General features: G+C 69.9%; 17 protein-coding genes and 3 pseudogenes. 8 read left to right on the top strand and 12 right to left on the bottom strand.

Features of this window, described 5'->3' with window-relative positions; translation table 11 throughout:
• Nucleotides 1–436, top strand: a 436-nt coding sequence (locus CLM62_RS26380; RefSeq protein WP_257004094.1) for a hypothetical protein, incomplete at its 5' end; no start/stop codon positions are given.
• Nucleotides 437–446: 10 nt separating this feature from the next.
• Here CLM62_RS26380 and CLM62_RS26375 read toward each other — a convergent pair.
• Nucleotides 447–893 (bottom strand): annotated as a pseudogene (locus CLM62_RS26375) (DUF1992 domain-containing protein).
• Between the two features lie 80 nt (nucleotides 894–973).
• Here CLM62_RS26375 and CLM62_RS26370 point away from each other — a divergent pair.
• Nucleotides 974–1,366, top strand: coding sequence for an FHA domain-containing protein (locus CLM62_RS26370; protein ID WP_095752402.1), 393 nt, complete (start codon nucleotides 974–976; stop codon nucleotides 1,364–1,366).
• A 44-nt stretch (nucleotides 1,367–1,410) separates the two neighbouring features.
• Here CLM62_RS26370 and CLM62_RS26365 read toward each other — a convergent pair whose 3' ends face one another.
• Nucleotides 1,411–2,082, bottom strand: a complete 672-nt coding sequence (locus CLM62_RS26365; RefSeq protein ID WP_095752401.1) for an O-methyltransferase — start codon at nucleotides 2,080–2,082, stop codon at nucleotides 1,411–1,413.
• A 280-nt stretch (nucleotides 2,083–2,362) separates the two neighbouring features.
• Between CLM62_RS26365 and CLM62_RS26360 the strand changes: the two genes are divergently transcribed.
• Nucleotides 2,363–4,423 (top strand): bifunctional glycosyltransferase 87/phosphatase PAP2 family protein, encoded by a 2,061-nt coding sequence (locus CLM62_RS26360; RefSeq protein ID WP_095752400.1) that lies wholly within the window; start codon nucleotides 2,363–2,365, stop codon nucleotides 4,421–4,423.
• Here the strand turns inward: CLM62_RS26360 and CLM62_RS26355 are convergent.
• Nucleotides 4,403–5,638 (bottom strand): cytochrome P450, encoded by a 1,236-nt coding sequence (locus CLM62_RS26355; protein WP_095752399.1) that lies wholly within the window; start codon nucleotides 5,636–5,638, stop codon nucleotides 4,403–4,405. The genes CLM62_RS26360 and CLM62_RS26355 overlap by 21 nt on opposite strands.
• 204 nt (nucleotides 5,639–5,842) lie before the next feature.
• Here CLM62_RS26355 and CLM62_RS26350 point away from each other — a divergent pair, with 204 nt between their 5' ends.
• The gene (locus CLM62_RS26350; protein WP_095752398.1) at nucleotides 5,843–7,012 is read left to right on the top strand and encodes a steroid 3-ketoacyl-CoA thiolase; all 1,170 of its coding nucleotides are present in this window, start codon (nucleotides 5,843–5,845) and stop codon (nucleotides 7,010–7,012) included.
• Here CLM62_RS26350 and CLM62_RS26345 read toward each other — a convergent pair.
• A complete protein-coding gene (locus CLM62_RS26345; protein ID WP_095752397.1) occupies nucleotides 6,996–7,277 on the bottom strand; it encodes a DUF397 domain-containing protein in 282 nt (93 codons plus the stop codon). The two genes, CLM62_RS26350 and CLM62_RS26345, sit on opposite strands and share 17 nt — an antisense overlap.
• On the bottom strand, nucleotides 7,237–8,085 hold the full coding sequence (locus CLM62_RS26340; protein ID WP_095752396.1) for a helix-turn-helix transcriptional regulator: 849 nt from the start codon (nucleotides 8,083–8,085) through the stop codon (nucleotides 7,237–7,239). The genes CLM62_RS26345 and CLM62_RS26340 overlap by 41 nt, the downstream gene beginning before the upstream one ends.
• 92 nt (nucleotides 8,086–8,177) lie before the next feature.
• Between CLM62_RS26340 and CLM62_RS26335 the strand changes: the two genes are divergently transcribed.
• Nucleotides 8,178–8,609: an ATP-binding protein gene (locus CLM62_RS26335; protein WP_373559188.1), complete on the top strand. Its 432-nt coding sequence runs from the start codon at nucleotides 8,178–8,180 to the stop codon at nucleotides 8,607–8,609.
• Nucleotides 8,610–8,687: 78 nt separating this feature from the next.
• On the opposite strand, the gene CLM62_RS26330 is transcribed toward CLM62_RS26335, so the two are convergent.
• The gene (locus CLM62_RS26330; protein WP_143659151.1) at nucleotides 8,688–9,086 is read right to left on the bottom strand and encodes a hypothetical protein; all 399 of its coding nucleotides are present in this window, start codon (nucleotides 9,084–9,086) and stop codon (nucleotides 8,688–8,690) included.
• A 118-nt stretch (nucleotides 9,087–9,204) separates the two neighbouring features.
• Here CLM62_RS26330 and CLM62_RS26325 point away from each other — a divergent pair, with 118 nt between their 5' ends.
• Nucleotides 9,205–10,200: a LysR family transcriptional regulator gene (locus CLM62_RS26325; protein ID WP_179382236.1), complete on the top strand. Its 996-nt coding sequence runs from the start codon at nucleotides 9,205–9,207 to the stop codon at nucleotides 10,198–10,200.
• Nucleotides 10,201–10,335: 135 nt separating this feature from the next.
• Here the strand turns inward: CLM62_RS26325 and CLM62_RS26320 are convergent.
• The 6 genes and pseudogenes from CLM62_RS26320 to CLM62_RS26295 all read right to left on the bottom strand — a co-directional run.
• A pseudogene (locus tag CLM62_RS26320) lies at nucleotides 10,336–10,792 on the bottom strand (hypothetical protein); the annotation flags it as partial.
• Nucleotides 10,761–11,027 (bottom strand): annotated as a pseudogene (locus tag CLM62_RS26315) (AAA family ATPase); the annotation flags it as partial. The pseudogenes CLM62_RS26315 and CLM62_RS26320, both read right to left, overlap by 32 nt.
• A gap of 117 nt (nucleotides 11,028–11,144) precedes the next feature.
• Nucleotides 11,145–11,537, bottom strand: a complete 393-nt coding sequence (locus CLM62_RS26310) for a VOC family protein (RefSeq protein WP_095752392.1) — start codon at nucleotides 11,535–11,537, stop codon at nucleotides 11,145–11,147.
• Between the two features lie 62 nt (nucleotides 11,538–11,599).
• Nucleotides 11,600–13,159: a hypothetical protein gene (locus tag CLM62_RS26305; protein WP_095752405.1), complete on the bottom strand. Its 1,560-nt coding sequence runs from the start codon at nucleotides 13,157–13,159 to the stop codon at nucleotides 11,600–11,602.
• Between the two features lie 61 nt (nucleotides 13,160–13,220).
• Nucleotides 13,221–14,432 carry a glycoside hydrolase family 1 protein gene (locus tag CLM62_RS26300; RefSeq protein ID WP_095752391.1) on the bottom strand — a complete coding sequence of 404 codons (1,212 nt, stop codon included), beginning with the start codon at nucleotides 14,430–14,432 and terminating at the stop codon, nucleotides 13,221–13,223.
• Between the two features lie 29 nt (nucleotides 14,433–14,461).
• Nucleotides 14,462–15,811: a mucin-1 gene (locus CLM62_RS26295; RefSeq protein ID WP_095752390.1), complete on the bottom strand. Its 1,350-nt coding sequence runs from the start codon at nucleotides 15,809–15,811 to the stop codon at nucleotides 14,462–14,464.
• A 182-nt stretch (nucleotides 15,812–15,993) separates the two neighbouring features.
• On the opposite strand from CLM62_RS26295, the gene CLM62_RS26290 reads away from it, so the two are divergent.
• Complete coding sequence (locus CLM62_RS26290; RefSeq protein ID WP_095752389.1) at nucleotides 15,994–17,013, top strand: LacI family DNA-binding transcriptional regulator; 1,020 nt, start codon at nucleotides 15,994–15,996, stop codon at nucleotides 17,011–17,013.
• Nucleotides 17,014–17,076: 63 nt separating this feature from the next.
• A complete protein-coding gene (locus tag CLM62_RS26285; RefSeq protein WP_095752388.1) occupies nucleotides 17,077–18,420 on the top strand; it encodes a sugar ABC transporter substrate-binding protein in 1,344 nt (447 codons plus the stop codon).
• Nucleotides 18,421–18,427 lie beyond the last annotated feature (7 nt).

The following is an 18,427-nucleotide window of genomic DNA, read 5'->3' as shown; positions in this document are numbered from 1 at the left end:
CCCGGGACCGGCGGGCAGCCCCGACCGCGCGGGCACCCCCGACCCAGCGGGCCCCTCGCACCCGCTCGGCGCCACCGCCCGCGAGGGCTCAGGCGCCTCCGGCCGCGAAGCCTCCCGCACCCCCGACCGCGAGGCCCCCACCACCCCCCTCCTCCCGCACGACGAGTCCGACAAGCTGGCGCTGCGCCTTCAGCACGCGATCGCCGGTTTCGTGGACGGGCCGCGGGACGCCGTACAGGAGGCCGATCATGTGCTGGAGGAGGCCGCCTCCCGGTTCACCGAAGCCGTGACGCAGCGGCGTCGTACCCTCCGCATGTCCTGGCAGACCACCGAGGGCGGCGTCGAGGGCAAGCCCGCGACGTCCGCCGACACCGAACAACTCCGCCTGGCCCTGCGGGACTACCGCGAGCTCGCGGAACGGCTGCTGCGCCTCTGAGGCAGCGGCGCTACTCGGCCGTCGTCCGGCCCTCCCGCCACCGCCGTACGACCTCCTCGACGTCGTACGGCTTCAGACCCAGCGGGGGTCCGGGCGGCGGCTTGGCCAGGTGGTCGCGGATCTTGACGTTGAGGTCCTCGACCAGCTCGCGGACGATCCGCTCGGTCGGCGCCTGCGCAGCCGCCGCGAGCGCGTCCTCGGCCTCCTTGCGCAGCGCCAGCGCGGGCGGCAGCACCGACCAGCCCTCGCGGGCCATCTTCCGCTTGATCCACCACAGTTCGTCGTACGGCGCGTCGATGACGCCCGGCAGCGGCTTGCCCGCACCCGGCAGCCGGTCGAAGGCGCCCCGCTCCTCCGCCTCCCGGATCTGTCGGTCCACCCTCCCCCACTCTCAACTACGTTCGAGCGGAGGGACCCCCATCTCGAACGGAACTCCGGGTGGCTTTCGCTCGGCCATGAGTCCAGTGTGCCGGACGCGTTGAGGCCGGGCGATTTATCATTCGGCGGCTGAGCAAGGACACTTCAGGAGGAACGCACGTGCTCGAACTCACCATGGCCGCCGTCTCCGCGGCCGAGGAGGGCGCCACGGCCGGCATGCTCATGGCCGACGCGCCCAGCGACCCGGGCGCCGTGCTGCGGGTGGGCCGGGACAAGTCCGTGTGCCGGCTGGCGACGCCCGACGACTGGCTGTTCGTCTCCCGCGTCCACCTGGAGTTTCTGTGCGGCCCCGAGGGCACCTGGCAGGTGACCTGGCTGCAGGGCTCCCAGCCCGACCCGTCCTCCGAGGTCCGGCTGACCGTCGGCGAGTACGCCCAGCCCCTCGCGTACGGCGGCACCGTCACGCTGCCCCGAGGCGGCAGCGGCGAGATCGTCATCCACGACCGCACCGCCCCGCGCAGCGTCAACGTCGGCTTCTACCACGAGCTCTGACCACCGGCGACAACCGAAGACCCAAGGGGACGTAAAGCGCAGTCCTACGCCAGCACCCGAGCCATCGCGAACCCGTCGTACCCCTTGCTGCCCACCGTCTGGATCGCCGTACCGCTGAGCCTCGGGTGCCTGCCGATCAGTTCGATGGCGGTCCGGGTGCCCTGGATGTCCGGCGCGGTGCTGTCGGCGTCGGCGACCCGGCCGCCACGCACCACGTTGTCGACGACGATCAGGCTGCCCACGCTCGTCAGCTTGAGGGCCCACTCCACGTAGTGCGGGTTGTTGGCCTTGTCGGCGTCGATGAAGACCAGGTCGAAGGGGGCCGGGTTCTCGTCGGCCAGCTGGGGCAGCGACTCCAGCGCCGCGCCCACCCGCACCTCGACCAGCTTGTCGAGGCCCGCGCGGGCGATGTTGCGGGTGGCGACCTCGGCGTGCCGGGGGTTGTACTCCAGCGAGATCAGGCGGCCGTCGGCGGGCAGCGCGCGGGCCAGCCAGATGGTGCTGTAGCCGCCGAGGGTGCCGATCTCCAGGATGGTGCGGGCGCCCTGGAGCTGGGCCAGGAGCTGCAGGAACTTGCCCTGGGGCGCCGTGACATTCACGCGCGGTAGCTCGGCCGCCTCGCTGTCGCGCAGGGCCGCCTCGAGGGCCTCGTCGTCCCGGGCGAGGTGGGTGGTGAAGTAGTCGTCGACGTCGTCCCAGAGCTGCGACTCGCTCATGCACCTGTGCCTTTCGTACGCCCGGTGTTCCCTGTCAGTGTCCTCCCCCCGACCCCTTTCAGCCCACCGGCCCAGGCGCCCGCTGTGATCTTTCTCGCTTTCAGCGGAGGCAACCGAACCTCCATCCGACTATCGTCATCGAGACAAAAGGAGAACGGACGTCAGGTGAAGAGGGGGTTGCCTGCGTCCCTTTCCGGGGGTGGTGCGAGCCTCTTAGGGCTCGTAAAGGAATCCGACGCGTGTGACGCGCGGGACGAACGGGGCGGGAGGCCGACGAGGCGTGGCGAATGCGGAGCACAGTGGGCGACCGGCGGAGGCTTTCGGAGCGACGGCCGTCGGAGCGACCCAGGCACGCCTGCGCCTGGCGCGGCTCGGCCTGTGGCTGGTCGCGGCGGTCCTCGCCGTACGACAAGTGGCCGTCGTCCTCAGTACGCCCCGGGGGGAGCGGCTGACCGACCTGGAGACCTGGGTCGGTCCGAACGGCGTCCTGCATGTGAACGGCTCGCTGTACGACTCGACGGCGTTCACCGGCACCCCTTTCGGTGGACTGGTCATGAAACCGCTGACCAGAGCCGCCGAGCAGGCCCTCGGCTGGGGCTGGACCTTCGGCACGCTGCTGCTGGTCGTCGCCCTCGGCCTGATCGCCGCCCGCGCCCTGCCGCAACCCGTGAGCAGACGGACCTCCCTGCTCGCCGCGCCCGTCGCGGTCAGCCTGCTCATGCTGTCGCTGCCGGTGCGCAACACTCTCTGGCTCGGCCAGACCAGCATCATCCCGGTCCTGCTCGTGCTGGCCGGCTGCTTCGCCGTACGCGGTCAGCGGGCCAGCGGCCTGCTCGTGGGCTTCGCGGCGGCCCTTCAGCCGACCGTGCTGCTCTTCGCGCCCCTGCTGTGGTTCACCGGCCGTCGTAAGGCGTCCGTCGCCACGGGGATCACGTTCGCCGGATGCACAGCGCTCGCCTGGGTGGCGATGGCGCACGACTCGTACACCTACTGGGTGCACCACATGGCGGGCGTCGGCCTCGGCGGCCCGGCCGACGACCTCGCCAACCAGTCGTTGCACGGCGCCCTCCTCCGGCTCGGCCTGTCCGGCCCTCTGGAGATCACCCTCTTCCTCCTCCTCGGCGCGACCGTCGCGGTCCTCGGCGTGCGCCGGGCGGTGCGCTACGCAGGCGACGGACAGCTCCTGCTCGCCGTGGCGATCACCGGCTGTGCCGCGATCGCCGTCTCCCCGACCACCTGGCAGCACCAGCTGCTGTGGGTGCTGCTCGCGGTCGTCGGCCGGGTCGGCAAGCGGGCCTCCGACCGGTACGTGTGGCCGGTCGCCGTCGTCCTGGTGATGACGCTGCCGGCGAAGATGATGCTGCCGAACATGCCGGCGCTGTACGCCCTGCGCGACAACGTGGTGCTGCTCGCGGCCCTGGCCGCCGCCACCCTCATCCCGTTCCTGTCCCGGACGTCGCCGTACTACCAGTCACCGATCCCGACGGAATTCGCGGAGCCGGTCCCCGCACGCTTCAAGCGCGTCCCGCTGCTGCCCTTCCTCCGCCGGGTCCTCACCCGCCCGAACCTCCTGCTGGAACTGCTCCTCATACGCGTCACGTACGCCGCCTACCAGCGGGTGCGACTCGCGGCGACCGGCGGCAGCAACGCGGAGGGCCGGGCGCGGGCGGAGGACAACGGCCAAGAGATCCTCGATGTGGAGCGGTGGCTCCACATCGACATAGAGCACTGGGCCAACCACGCCGTGGTGAAGGTCGACTGGATCCGCGACTTCTTCGACTTCTACTACGAGTCCTTCCACTTCGTCGTCCCGCTGAGCGTCCTCGCCGTCCTGTACTGGCGCAGACCCGTCGACTACCGCTGGGCCCGAGCGGCCCTCGGCTTCACCACCCTGCTCGCCCTGGTCGGCTTCTGGCTCTACCCGCTCGCCCCGCCCCGCCTGATGCCCTCGCTCGGCATCATCGACACCGTGCACGGCGTCCAGGACTTCTCCCAGCCGGACTACGGCACCCTGACCGCCCTCACCAACCAGTACGCGGCGATGCCGTCCCTGCACTTCGGCTGGTCCCTGTGGTGCGGCCTGGTCATAGCGATCATCGCCCCGAAGTGGTGGATGAAGTCCCTCGGCCTGCTGCACCCCCTCTTCACGGCCACGGCGATCGTGGTGACCGGCAACCACTGGATCCTGGACGCGGTGGGCGGCGCTATGGTCGTCGGGGCGGGCTTCGGGCTCGCCTACCTGTTCCAGGGGCCGAGGGCGCGTACGACCGGACGGGCCGACGGCGCCGGGAAGCCGTCGGCCCGAGTTCCCACGGATACGTCAGCCCGCGCTGACCTGTAGTTCCTTCACGCCGTTGATCCACGCGGAGCGCAGGCGGCGCGGATCGCCCGTCGGTTTCAGGTGGGGCATGGCGTCGGCGATCGCGTTGAAGATCAGGTCGATCTCCAGGACGGCCAGGGACTTGCCGAGACAGAAGTGCGGGCCTCCGCCGCCGAAGCCGAGGTGGGGGTTGGGGTCGCGGGTGATGTCGAAGGCGTCCGGGTTGTCGAAGACCTCCGGGTCGTGGTTGGCGGAGGCGTAGAACAGCCCGACCCGGTCGCCCTTCTTGATCTGCTTGCCGCCCAGTTCCGTGTCCTGGGTGGCGGTGCGCTGGAAGGAGTTGACGGGGGCCGCCCAGCGGACGATCTCCTCCGCCGTCGTCGCCGGGCGCTCCGCCTTGTACAGCTCCCACTGGTCGGGATGGGTGAGGAAGGCGTGCATGCCGTGGGTGATGGCGTTGCGGGTGGTCTCGTTGCCCGCCACGGCCAGCATCAGCACGAAGAAGCCGAACTCGTCCGAGTTGAGGTTCCCCTCGTCCTCTGCCGACACCAGCGTCGTCACGATGTCCTTCGCGGGGCACTGCTTGCGGTCGGCGGCCATGTTCATCGCGTAGGCGATGAGCTCGGTGGCCGATTCCTGGCCGATCTCCTCGGTGATCGCGTACTCCGGATCGTCGTACGAGATCATCTTGTTGGACCAGTCGAAGATCTTGGCCCGGTCTTCCTGCGGGATGCCGATGAGCTCGGCGATGGCCTGGAGGGGCAGTTCGCAGGCGACCTCGGTGACGAAGTCGAAGGAGCCCGAGCGGGCGCGGGCGCTGCTGACGATCGCGTGGGCGCGGGCGCGCAGACGGTCCTCCAGCGCCCGTATGGCGCGCGGCGTGAAGACCCGCTGGACGATCTGGCGGACCCGGGTGTGTTCCGGCGGGTCCATGTTCAGCAGGATCAGCCGCTGCGCGTCGATCGCGTCGCGCTCGATGTGCTCGTTGAAGCGGATGATCGCCGTGTTGAGGTACGAGGAGAACAACTCCGGGTGCGTGGAGACGTACTTGACGTCCGCGTGCCGGGTGACGGCCCAGTACCCCTCGTCCTGGAAGCCGGCGAGATTGGACGGCTGGGGGACCCAGCGGACCGGTTCGGCCCGGCGCAGCTCGGCGAACTCCGGCAGTGGGACACGGTGTTGCAGCAGATCGGGATCGGTGAAGTCGAACCCGTCGGGGAGCGCTGGACAGGGCATCGGCAACTCACTCCAGCCTTCTGACGGTCCATCAGGAACAGAGCTGCCGTGAACGTAGTAACGGGTTCTACAAGTAGCAAGGGATGCAGCGCCCTCAATTGCCCGCACACCTCTTGCGGTTGCGGGTGGCCGGTCAGCAGACTGCATACAGAACTAGAACGCGTACTAGTTCCGAGGGCTGTTCGGAGGAGAGGACCCGCACCCATGGCCGCCGAACCCGTGATCGTCGAAGCCGTACGCACCCCCATCGGCAAGCGCGGCGGCGCGCTCGCCAACCTCCACCCCGCCTATCTCCTGGGCGAGACCTACCGAGAACTCCTCGGCCGCACCGGCATCCCCGCCGACTGCGTCGAACAGATCGTCGGCGGCACGGTCACCCACGCCGGCGAGCAGTCCATGAACCCCGCGCGCACCGCTTGGCTGACGATGGGCCTGCCGTACGAGACCGCCGCGACGACCGTGGACTGTCAGTGCGGGTCCTCGCAGCAGGCCTCCCACATGGTGGCCAACATGGTCGCGGCGGGCGTCATCGACGTGGGGATCTCGTGCGGCGTCGAGGCGATGTCGCGGGTGCCGCTGGGGTCGGGGTCGAAGCACGGGCCGGGAAAGCCGTTCCCCGACGAGTGGAATGTGGACCTGCCGAATCAGTTCGAGGCGGCGGAGCGGATCGCCCGCCATCGCGGGCTGACCCGGGAGAACGTCGACTCGCTGGGGATGATCTCCCAGGAGCGGGCCGCCGTCGCCTGGTCCGAGGAGCGGTTCAAGCGGGAGACCTTCGCCGTCCAGGTGCCGACCACGGAGGACGAGCAGCGCGCCGGGCAGGGCATGTGGCGGCTCGTGGACCGGGACGAGGGTCTGCGCGACACGTCGATGGAAGCGCTGGCGAGGCTCAAGCCGATCATGCCCACGGCCGTGCATACGGCGGGCAACTCGTCGCAGATCAGCGACGGCGCGGCGGCGATCATGTGGGCCTCGAAACGGATGGCCCGGGCGCTGAAGCTGCGGCCTCGGGCACGGATCGTCGCCCAGGCGCTGGTCGGCGCCGACCCGCACTTCCACCTCGACGGGCCGATCGACGCGACGCGCGCCGTGCTCGGCAAGGCCGGCATGTCCCTGAAGGACATCGACATCGTCGAGATCAACGAGGCGTTCGCGTCGGTGGTGTTGAGCTGGGCGCAGGTCTTCGAGCAGGACCTGGCGAAGGTGAATGTGAACGGCGGCGCGATCGCGCTCGGGCACCCCGTCGGAGCGACGGGGGCCCGGCTCATCACAACGGCCCTGCATGAACTGGAGCGCGCGGACAAGGAGTTCGCGCTGGTGACGATGTGCGCCGGTGGCGGCCTGGCCACCGGGACGATCATTCAGCGGCTGTAGCCGACGTCCACGTGACGAAGGTCGTGAACGCGGCGGGGTCGAGGGTGAGGATCGGTCCCGCCGGGTTCTTGGAGTCGCGGACGGCGATGGTGGAGGTGGGGGCTTCGGCGATCTCGACACATTCGCCGCCCTGGTCGCCGCTGTACGACGACTTGCGCCAGGTCAGTGGGCCGAGCGGGGCGCATTCGATGCAGGAGCCGCCCTGGTCGCCGCTGTACGACGACTTACGCCACTGAGTCCTCGTCGGAATCGCGTTGTTCTCCATAGCGTTCCTCCATCACTCGCCGGATCAGCTCCGCCGAGTCCTTGAGGGATAGTGCGGCGGCTCGGAGATGATCGTAACGGAGTGAGCAGTCCTTGACGGTGTCCGGGTTCGCGGTCGGATGTCCGGTGCCGTACCCCTCGGTGTAGACGATGGTCGGGTCGCTCGCGAAGCGGAAGAGGTCGAACGAGCCTTGCAGTCCCGAGTGCACTCCGGCTGTGAAGGGCAGGATCTGGATATTGATCCGGGGATTGTCCTCGAACGACAACAGCTGAGCCAGTTGACCTCGCATGACCTCCCGACCACCGATCTCCTGGCAGAGCGCGGCCTCGCTGATGACAGCCCAGAAGACCGGCGGCTCCTCCTTCTCGAAGATGCGTTGACGGGCCAGCCGTACGGCGGTGCGGTCATCGAGGTCGGCCTGGTTCAGCGCACCCAGCACGGCCCGCGCATACGCCGTTGTCTGCAGAAGACCGTGAACCAGGTGCGTATGGAACGTGCAGATCTCCGTCGCCCGCGCCTCCAACTCCGCGACCTTCTGAAACCAGGCCGGAAGTTGGCTGCGCATCACCAGGTCGACGAGCCGGAACAGCAACCCCCCGGTCCCCAGCGCGGCGTCCACCCGTTGGCTGAACTGCGGCGTCGGCAGTTTCCGTGCTGTCTCGATCTGGCCGATCATCGAGCCGGTGTAGTTGACGATGTCGCCGAGCTGCCGCTGTGTCAGCCCGGCGGCCTCCCGATGTCGCCGCAGCTCGTAGCCGTAGTAGTCGAGCGCCGATGCGCCGGGATCGAGAGCGTGGATGTTGGTCACGCGAGGCCCCCTCTCGGGCAACTCGGTCCACTGCGGAACCAGTTGTGTCCGTTCGGTAGCCCAGAGTAGTCAGGCGAGGTCACGCTCGTCTCGTGAACGCATACATTCCCCCCGTGCATGGGGGACCCGCCCCCGTCCAGTACCGGATGAGCCTCGCCGTGGGCGAACACTCCGCCGGCCACATCCGCAGTATCGTCCGCTCGCTGCTCGGCGAGTGGCGGCTGCCGCAGCTGTCCGCCGCCGCCGAGCTGGGCGTGACCGAGCTGGTCGCGAACGTCGTACGGCATGTCCCCGACCGGCGCTGTGTGCTGGTGGTGCTGCGGCTCGGGGCGGGGGAGGGGGTTCGGGTCGAGGTGGCCGACGGGTCGCCCGAACTGCCCTGTCTGTCGGCCGAGTTGTCGATGGAGGCGGAGGGCGGGCGCGGGCTCGTGCTGTTGGAGGCGGTGGCCGACAAGTGGGGGGTCGAGCCGAGGTCCGGAGGTGGCAAGACGGTGTGGTTCGAGTGTCTGAGGTCCGGAGGGTGACAGGGCGGGCGGCCTGGACGGCGGCGAGGCCCGCGCCGGTGAGGGCGCGGGCCTCCCAGCCCGGTGGTGCGTCCGGCGCTACTCGTTGATGGAGAGGCCGAGCAGGCGGGTGTTGTCCGGGATGCCGTGGGACTCGTTCTTGTCGAAGGACAGGTCCCACACCCGCTCTCCGGTCTGGAGGTGCAGGGAGCCGCGGTTGTTCGCGGTGTGGATCTCCCGGAGCTCGTACTGGTCGTCCTCGTTGGTGGCCCGGCCCGAACCGCTCCAGCAGACGCTGCTGTCGGGGTCAGGGTTGCCGCTCGTGTCGAAGTCGAGGACCAGCGAGCCGTCCGGCGCCTCCGCGCAGACCGGCCACCGGTCGACACTCTGAGGCTGCTGGGCCTCGGCGCCGGCCGGTGCGGCGGTCGCGCCGAGGGCACCGACGGTGGCCACGGCGAGCAGGGCGGCGGATGTCTTGCGACGAATGGCGAATGCCATGTGGGTGTTTCTCCCCGTAGATCGGGTGCATCGGTCGCCATCGAGTCTTGCGCCATCCCCAATGTCCAGGGAAGGGGCTTTTGATCGAAGGCGGGAGTGCATTGATAGCGTCGGAGCTATGGCTGCATCGGGAGGTAGCGCGAAGTTCGCGAGGTATCCGAGCATTCAGCAGTTACAGCTGTTCCTGATCCTTTCCGAGGAGCTGCACTTCGGCCGCGCGGCCCGGCGTGCCTACATGGCCCAGCCGACGTTCTCCCGTCACATCACCACGCTGGAGGAGCGGTTGGGCGTCAACCTGGTGGACCGGACGACGCGCAGGGTCGCACTGAGCGCGGCGGGTGAGACGCTCGTGGCGCGGGCGCGCAGCGTGGTGGAAGCGGCCGACGGGCTGTGCCGGGAGGCCGCGACGCGGGCGAACGCCGCCGCGGGCCGAATGGTGATCGGCTCCTTCGAGGCGATGACCTCGGTCGACCCGATCCCGGCCGTCCTGGACGAACTGCGCAGGACCCGGCCGCGGTTGGACGTCGAGGTGCTGCGCATCGGCTTCGACGCCGCCACGGCGATCCTGCGGGGCGAGGTCGACGCGGCGTTCGTGGCCCTGCCCGTCCCCGACGGCATCCAGACCCTGCCGCTGACCGGCGGGCCGCGCTGCGCGGCGATGTCCAGCGACAACGCGCTTGCCGACAGGGGCCCACTGACGCTGGCCGACCTCGCGCGCAAGCCCCACATCGGCTGGTCGGAGCGGGTGCCGAAGGTCTACCGGGACTTCTGGGCCGTGGACCCGCGACCGGACGGCGAACCGGTCCGGTACACCCCGCACGCGGTCGTCGACTACGAGAGCGCCCTGCCGCTGATCGCCATGGGCGAGGGCATCCAGCTGCCGCCGGACGCCGCCCGGTGGCTCTACCCACGCCCCGGTGTCTCGTACGTCGAGGTCACCGGCCTCCAGCCGTGGACGGCCGCGCTGGCCTGGCTGCCGGGCAAGCGCGACGAGCCGTTCGTGGCGGCGTTGCGGGAGGCGACGCGGGAGGTGTTGCGGCGGGGGCGGGGGTGGTTGATGTACCGGGAGGGCCTGTCCGGCGGATCAGGTCGAATATCGGCGGCGCCCCATTAACGCCGGTGAGCGGGGTCTGGTGCGTGCAGCTGCAAGGCGGAGGAGGGAGTCGACGGGGAGCGTCGGCGAGTGACGACAACGCGGCAGATGTGCGTGCCAGACCCCGCGTCTGCGGCATGATCCGCCGGACAGGCCCTAGATGACGCGGAAGAGGTCGGCGGCGGCGTGGACGTCGGTGAGGTCCTCGATGGAGCGGAGGTTGTCGCACAGGGCGTCCAGGACCGAGTCGGCTTCGGCGACGCGCGGGGCGCCGATGGCCACGCCGAAGACGCGGAAGCCCAGCAGGTGCTTGGCGTCGTTCCAGCCGCGCATCCATTCCTCGGTGACGCCGCAGTCGTCGTCGGTGAGCATCACGATGTCGCCACGCGTGCGGGCGGCGTCGTTGAACTCCTCCTCCAGCAGTTCGCCGGCCGCTGTCAGCGGCGTCTGGTAGCTGGTGCCGCCGCCGAGGAAGGTCTCCGCGAAGTCGAGGGTCCGGTCGATGCCGGCAGGCTGATCGGCCGGGAAGCGGAAGACCTGGAGCGTACATGGAGTGCGAGGTGTCCACGCACGCGATGATGGCGCCCCGGCCGGGTGAACTTCGACAGGAGGATCTCCCAATAGGATGCCCCCTCGACCCTGCCCGTGAGTTCCCGGGCCAGCTCGGACTTCGCCGTACCGGGCGGGCCGAGCACTAACGAGTGCTGTCCGGCCAGCAGCGTCACCACCAGCGTCCGCACCACGTCGGCCCGCTCGTAGAAACGGTCCGACAACTCGTCGCTGATCGCCCGCAGCCGCTGGGCCGTGTCCTGCGGGTCCGGTGCGTCCGGTGCGTCTTGTGCGCCCATATTCAACTCCTTGCCGGCGGCGCCCTGTTGGGCTGACGAGAGGGTGCTTCGCCCGAGCAAGATAACTTGGAGACCCGACCTGATCATCCCGACCGGCAGTCCGTAACGAGCTGCCGCTCAACAGCTACGACGCCGCCCCTCGACGCAGAACCGATTGCCTTCCGGGTCGGCCAGCACCACGTACGGCCGACCACCGGGCGGCAGGGTCTCGGGATAGTGCGGCCAGTCCACGTGCCGCGCCCCGAGCGCCACGAGACGGTCCACTTCCTCATCCAGATCGCGATCCCCCGCGTCCAGATCGAAGTGGATACGTGGATAGTCCTCGGCGGGACTCTCGCTCACGTCCATGGCGATGGCGACACCGGGCTCGCCCGGCCGCGGCTCGAGGACGATCCAGTCATCCCCCTCGAACCGCGGCGGCCGCCGCACGTATCCCAGCGCCCGGCGCCAGAACTCCCCCGCCCGCTCGTCGTCGTCCACACCCAACGAGATCTGCCGGATCGTCGCCATGGGCCACACTGTAGGCCGGGTTTTCTCAGAAGGAGGCGGCTGCCCACCGGACCCGTCCGGCGTCAGTGGGAACGTCTGCGGCGTCGGACGACGATGACCACGCCGCCCAGCAGAGCGGCGCAGCCTGCCGCGGTGGCGATGAGTGTCGTCCGGCCCGCGCCGGTGGCGTCCAGGGTGTCGCCGGACGGTACCGCCGCAGTCGGTGTGGCCGATGTGCCGAAGGCGAAGGTGACGTTGTCGTTGGAGGCGTCGGGGTCGTGGAGGGGGATGCCGGCCGGGCCGGGGCGCACGGTCGCCGTGCCCTTGGCACCGTCGTACGCCTTGGACGTCTTCACCCGCAGTTCGAACAGCTGGCTCTTGCCGGCGGCGACACCGAACGGCACGGTGCACACGTAATGCCGGTGGCCCGCCTCGAAAGGTGCCGTCCTGGTGCTGCCGTCCCGTAGAAGGCAGGGGCCGTACGGGCTGTCCTCCTCCTCATCGAAAATGATGCCGGTCGCGACCGCACCCTTGGGCAGGACGACATCGACCGTGGCGACAGACTTGTCGTCGATCCCGTACGCGGAGGCCGGGCCGTGGTTCAGGGCGCTGATGTCCAGGGCCCATCCGCCTGCACCACGCGGCTCCGTCGTGGCCTCGGCCGCGAGATCCGCGGAGTTGTCGGCCGCGACGGTGAATCGGCCCTCGGCACCCTTCTCGAATCCGCCTCCCGCTCCGGACGCCCGCACCAGGGTGAGCGCCGGCCCGGTGCCCTGGTGGCTGCCGCCGCCGGGCTCGACGCCGGGTCTCAGCAACTCGACCGAGTAGTCGGTCACAGCGGTCAGGACGTGCTCGCTGACCATGGCGGTCAGGGGGCTGCTCAACTCCATGGTGGCTCCCGCGGGCACGGAGTCCGGGCCGACAGGGAAGACGCAGGTGACGGATATCTGGCTGCCGGGGTCGCTGGGCTCATGATTTTCGCCGTACGCGCAGTTGGAGAACTCGCGGTCGAAGACCAGACCGCCCACCGATTCCCAGCGCAGCATGACGCGCCGGTCAGTGGCCAGATCCCCGGTGTTGCGGAGCCGGAGCGGAACATCGACCCGGGAGCCGATCCTGGCGTTGGTCACATCCGGCAGCTTGCCGACGATCAGGTTCGGGATGCCGACGACCACCTTCGCGTTCGCAGTGGTACCGGTGGCATGGTCGGCGCTGACGGTATATGTGATCGTGCCGTCGGCGCCGGGAGCGGCGCCCGCGTCCGCACGCAGGGTGAACTCGACCGAACGTGACTGCGAGGAATCCGTGTTGGCGCAGGTGATGACCTGCTCGTCGTCCTCGCACCTCGGGTCGTCGACCGTGAGGCTCGCGATGCCCGCCAGGTCACGCGCATCGATGACGAGTGTCTCGTTCGTGGGTACGGGGACCTGCGCTCCGTCGTCCCAGAACATCCAGCTCACATGGGCCGACTGCGCCGCCGACCCCACGTTGAGCTGTTTTTCGGCCTCGATCGTCGCGTAGGCCTGCGTCGGCAGGGGGGACGGTGTCGCGGACGGATCGTCGGCCACAGCGGCTGCACTGGGCGTCAGGGCGAGCATCACGGCAGCCGGCACTGCCCCGAACACCGTGCACTTGGACTTCATGCACATGTGATGCGCGCGCGGCCCGGAAGGTTGCCCTCCGGCAATGCGGCATGGAGAACGCTCAGCAACCGGCGCGCGGCAGCATTCGCGTGCGGGCGAGGTTGCCGAGCCAGGCGGCGGAATGTTTGGGGGTGCGTTCGAAGGTGTCGGGGGCGACGGAGATGAGGCCGAAGGTGGGCTTGTAGGAGCCCCATTCGTAGTTGTCGAGTGCACTCCAGTGCAGGTAGCCGCGTACGTCGAGGCCGTCCTCCAGGGCGGCGGAGACTTCCTGGAGGGCTCCGGTGGTGTAGTCGATGCGGCGGCTGTCGTCGTCGGTGGCGATGCCGTTCTCGGTGACGATCAAGGGGACGTCGCCCACTACCTCGGCGGTGTGGCGCAGGGCGTATCCGAGGGCTTGCGGGTAGTACTCCCAGCCGGTGAGGGTGCGTTCGGCGTCGTCGGGGGCGGGGATGGGACCGTCGGCGGTGATCCTGGTGCGGGTGTAGGACTGGACGCCGATCCAGTCGTCGCCTCGTGCGGCTTCGATGAAGACGTCTTCGCGGGGGTGGCTGTAGGCGGCGGTGGCGGCTTCGGCGCCGGGCAGGGCCTGGTAGACCTGGTTGGCGATCGACCAGCCGACCTGGATGTCGGCGGAGATCGCCTTGACGGCGGCCGTGGCGCGGTGGTGGGCCCGGATCAGAGCGTCGGTGGTGGCCTTGTCGGGGAGTGGGAGGCCCGCCGTGGGGGGTGCTTCGGTGCCCAGTTCGCGGATGGCGCCGGCGACCGCGATCATGTTGGGCTCGTTGATGGTGCACACGTGCCGTACGCCGGTGCCGATGACCGGCGCGGTCGCCCGCACGTACCGCTCGAACAGGTCCGCCGCCCCGTCCGCGGTCCAGCCACCGCGCTCGGCGAACCAGCGCGGGACGGTGAAGTGGTGCAGCGTGACCATGGGGCGGAGGCCGCGCTCGATGGCGCCGTCGACCATGCGCCGGTAGTGGGCGATCTCGGCGCGGGAGAAGTGTCCGGCGGCGGGCTCGATGCGGGCCCATTCGATGCTGAAGCGGTAGTCGGTGAAGCCGAGTTCGGCGAGCAGGTCCATGTCCTCGCGCCACCGGTGGTAGCTGTCGGCGGCGTCGAGGCTGGGCTCGGCGATGGAGCCGCCGCTGTGTTCCCTCTGCCACCAGTCGCTGTTGACGTTGTTGCCCTCGATCTGGTGGGCGGCGGTGGAGGCTCCCCACAGGAAGCCGTCGGGGAAGCGCAGACCGTCGGCGGTGACGTTCACGGCGGGCATGGCTGGGCCTTTCCGGAGGGGAGTTCGGGTCAGCGCGGTGACGGGCCGGGCCAGACGGCGGAGGCGTCGTCGCGATGAGGATCGGGCAGCCGGATCGGGCGGACAGGGACGGCGCACGCGTGGCCTTCGGTGACCGCCGTCCACGGGACGGGGTGCCCGGAGTAGCACAGGGTGGTCAGGGCGAAGACGTTGTCGGCGTACACCTCGACGTACTCGCCGATGGTGAGGATGCGCAGGGCGGTGGCGGGTTCGGTCAGGATGGTCTCGCCGAGTGAGATTCCGTCCTGGCCCGTGATCCAGAGGTTCTTGCCGTCGCAGCCGACGGCGAGGGCGGAACGGCCGCCGTCCGGGCCGTCGGTGCGCAGGGTGATGTCGACCGGCCCGGATATGCCGATGTCTCCGACCGCGTGCAGAGCGGGCTGGTCGGTCTCCTCGCCGAGCCAGGCGTCCAGGCCGGGCCACCATTCCAGGCGCGGGGCGGAATCACCTTGCACGACAAGGGCCTTGGGCTGGGCGAGCATGCCGCGGCAGCGCTCCCCGGTGTCGGTGAGGCCGACCTGGCGGGGCGTGGTGTGCAGGACGACGCGGGAGCCGTCGGGGGCGGGGATGACGCGGGGGGCGTACGAGCCGGTCGGCCCGAGAGGGCCGCGGCGCGTCCAGGGACCGCGCAACCGAGGGGCGGTCCACGCCTCGAACCCGCGGGTGGCGCCGATGGACCCGAGCAGCAGCCAGCTGCCGTCGTCGAGGCGTTCCAGGACCGGGCACTCCAGCTCGTCGACGTCGCCGGGGGAGATGAGCGGCGGGTGGACGGTCCAGTGCTCCAGGTCGTCGGAGGTGGCCAGGGCGACGCAGCCGCTGACCTCGACCGGGAGGGAGGCGTCGCTGGCGCAGACGACCATCGCCCATCCGTCCGTCTCGTCGTCGCGTACGACGAAGGGGTCGCGCCAGGCCATCTTCTCGCCGGTGCGGTACCAGCGCGGGTCCGCCTCGACGACCGGCCCGGTGCCGTGCCGCCGCCAGCCGGTGCCGTCGGTGCGGTCGGAGTGGGCGAGGCCGACGGACTGGAGCGGCCAGCCACCCGGCGTCAGCCCGCTCACGCCGGTGTAGAACATCGCCATTCCGGCGCCGTGCCGGACGGGGTGCATGGTCCACACCGCCTGCTGGTCGAAGCGGCCGGGCAGGCCGTTACCGAAGACGGGGCCCTGCGGCTGCCAGTCGACCAGGTCGGTGGACGTGGCCCGGCCGAAAGAGGTCTCCATCCGCAGATGGTCGAACTCGGCCGTCCAGGGCCCCTGCAGATGCAGCACGGCGTACGTACCGTCCTCGTCGCGCAGGAGGGCGAAGTCGTTCACGCAGAGGCCGGGCGGGGCGTATCGCATGTGCGGTTCCTGTCGGCTCACAGCGCCCAAACGCGTGCGCTGACCATCGATCCAAAACGGAGTCTGTTGAGAATCGGCCCAAGTAAATCTGAACGCAAACGCTTGCGCAACAACAGGGTCGGGTTTACGGTCACGTCACCCACAGATCACACCGACGTGAAACCAACGGGAGGAACCGCACCGTGACGGCCAGCATCAACGACGTCGCCCGCGCCGCCGGCGTCTCCGCGTCCACCGTGTCCCGCGCCCTGCGCGGCCGCCCGGGCGTGTCCGAAGAGGTGCGGGACCAGATCAAGGCCGTCGCCGCACAGCTCGGCTACACCGCCTCCCGCTCCGCCTCCAGCCTGGCCAGCGGCCGGACCTACACCATCGGCGTCCTGGTCCCTTACGTGGGCCGCTGGTTCTTCGGCACCGTGCTGGACGCCGCCGAGAAGGTGTTCAGCGCCGCCGGGTACGACGTCCTGCTGTACAACCTGGGCTCACCGGAGACACGCAAGCGTTTCTTCACCAGGCTGCCGGTCCGCAAGCGAGTGGACGCGGTGCTGTCGCTGCTCATCCCCGACGAGGAGGAGTCCGCCGCCCTGCGCTCCCTGGGCGTGCCGCTGGCCACCACGGTCGGCGGCCCCCGGCCCGGCTTCACCGTCGTCGGCATCGACGACCGGGCCGGCACCGAGAGCGCCGTACGGCATCTGGTGAACCTCGGCCACCGCCGCATCGGCATGATCAGCGGAGCCAGCGGGCCGCTGCACTGGACCACACCCATCGAGCGGCGCCAGGCGTACCTGGACGTGCTGGCCGATGCCGGGATCGAACACGACCCGGCCCTGGAGGCGGACGGCGACTACACCGTCGAGGGCGGCGAGCGCGCCATGACCGAACTGCTGGCCGCCTCGCGCCCGCCGACCGCCGTGTTCGCGCAGTCCGACGAGATGGCGATGGGCGCCCTGCGCGCCCTGCGCAGGCACCGGCTGAGGGTCCCGGACGACGTGTCCGTCGTCGGCTTCGACGACCACGAACTCGCCGACGTGGTCGGCCTGACCACCGTCGCCCAGCCCGTCGCCGGCCAGGGCGCCGAGGCCGCCCGGCTGCTGCTGCGTCACCTGGACGAGCCGGACGCCGAGCAGCCCGGCCAGGTGCAGATGCCCATCCGCCTCGTCCTGCGCGAGACGACCGCGCCGCCCAGTCCGCGCGGGCCGCAGTAACCCCCCAACCATCTTGAGCCCAGCCCCTACTACGAACCCTCGCCACAGCACGGAGGCACAGACATGAGCTCGACCAACAGAAGGCTCCGCCGCACAGCCAGTACGGGCCTGGCGCTCGCCCTGCCCCTGGCGGCACTGGCCGCCTGCGGCGGGGGTGGCGGCACCGACGCCTCCGCGGAGGCCGGCAGCGGCAAGGGCACCATCAGCGTCTGGGCCCACCAGGGCCAGAAGAGCGAGGACGCCGCGGTGCAGAACGCGGTGAAGTCGTTCAACTCCTCGCAGAGCGACATCAAGGTCGAGCTGAAGCTGATACCCGGCAACGACTACACCAAGACCATCACCGCGACCGACGCCTCCGAGCTGCCGGACGTGATGGAGTTCGACGGCCCGACCATGGCGAACTTCGTCTACAACAAGAAGCTGGCCCCGATCGACGACTACGTCTCCTCCAAGACGATGGCCAACGCCACCGACGCGAGCAAGTCCCAGGGCGAGATCGACGGCAAGCACTACGGCCTCGGCATGTACGACTCCGGGCTCGGCATCTACGGCAACAAGAAGCTGCTGGACGCGGCCGGCGTGAAGTACCCGACCGGCCTGTCCGACGACTGGACGGCCGACGAGTTCACCGCCGCGCTCAAGGCCCTGAAGGCCAAGGACTCCGACGGCAAGACCCTCGACATCCAGGAGAACAACGGGCTCACCAACGAGTGGGGCACCTACGGCTTCACCCCCGTCGTCTGGTCGGCCGGCGGCTCGCTCCTCAAGGACGGCAAGGCGGAGGGCGCCCTCGACACCCCGGCCGTGGTCTCGGCGCTGAAGACCTTCCAGTCCTGGAAGACGTACGTCGACCCCAACACCGACGGCAACGCCTTCGCCAAGGGCCGCGTCGCCCTGAGCTGGGTCGGCCACTGGATGTACCCCACCTACAGCAAGGCCCTCGGCGGCGACCTCGTCGTCCTGCCCCTGCCCGACTTCGGCAACGGCCCCAAGACCGGCCAGGGCTCCTGGGCGTGGGGCATCGGCGCCGACAGCAAGAACGCCAAGGCGGCGGGAGCCTTCCTCGACTACCTGCTCAACGACACCAACGTCACCGCCATGACGACGGCCAACGGTGCCCCGCCCGCCACCAAGAGCGCGCTCGCCGCGAGTCCCCTGTACAAGCAGGGCGGCCCGCTCCAGCTCTTCTCCGACCAGCTCGCCAAGCCCTGCGGTGACAGCGACATCACCAAGAACTGCGTCGCCGTCACCCGCCCGGTGACCGCCGGATACCCCACCATCACCGCGAAGTTCAGCGAGGCCCTCAACTCCGTCTACGGCGGCGCCGACCCCAAGGCCGCCCTGTCCAAGGCCGCCCGCTCCATCGACCAGGACTTCTCCGACAACGCCGGCTACGAGATCCCGTAGGACCATC

It is taken from the genome of Streptomyces sp. SA15 (assembly GCF_002291145.1).
GTDB lineage: Bacteria > Actinomycetota > Actinomycetes > Streptomycetales > Streptomycetaceae > Streptomyces.
Note: the sequence above shows the minus strand (reverse complement) of the source record. Positions and strands in the feature narration are given on the sequence as shown.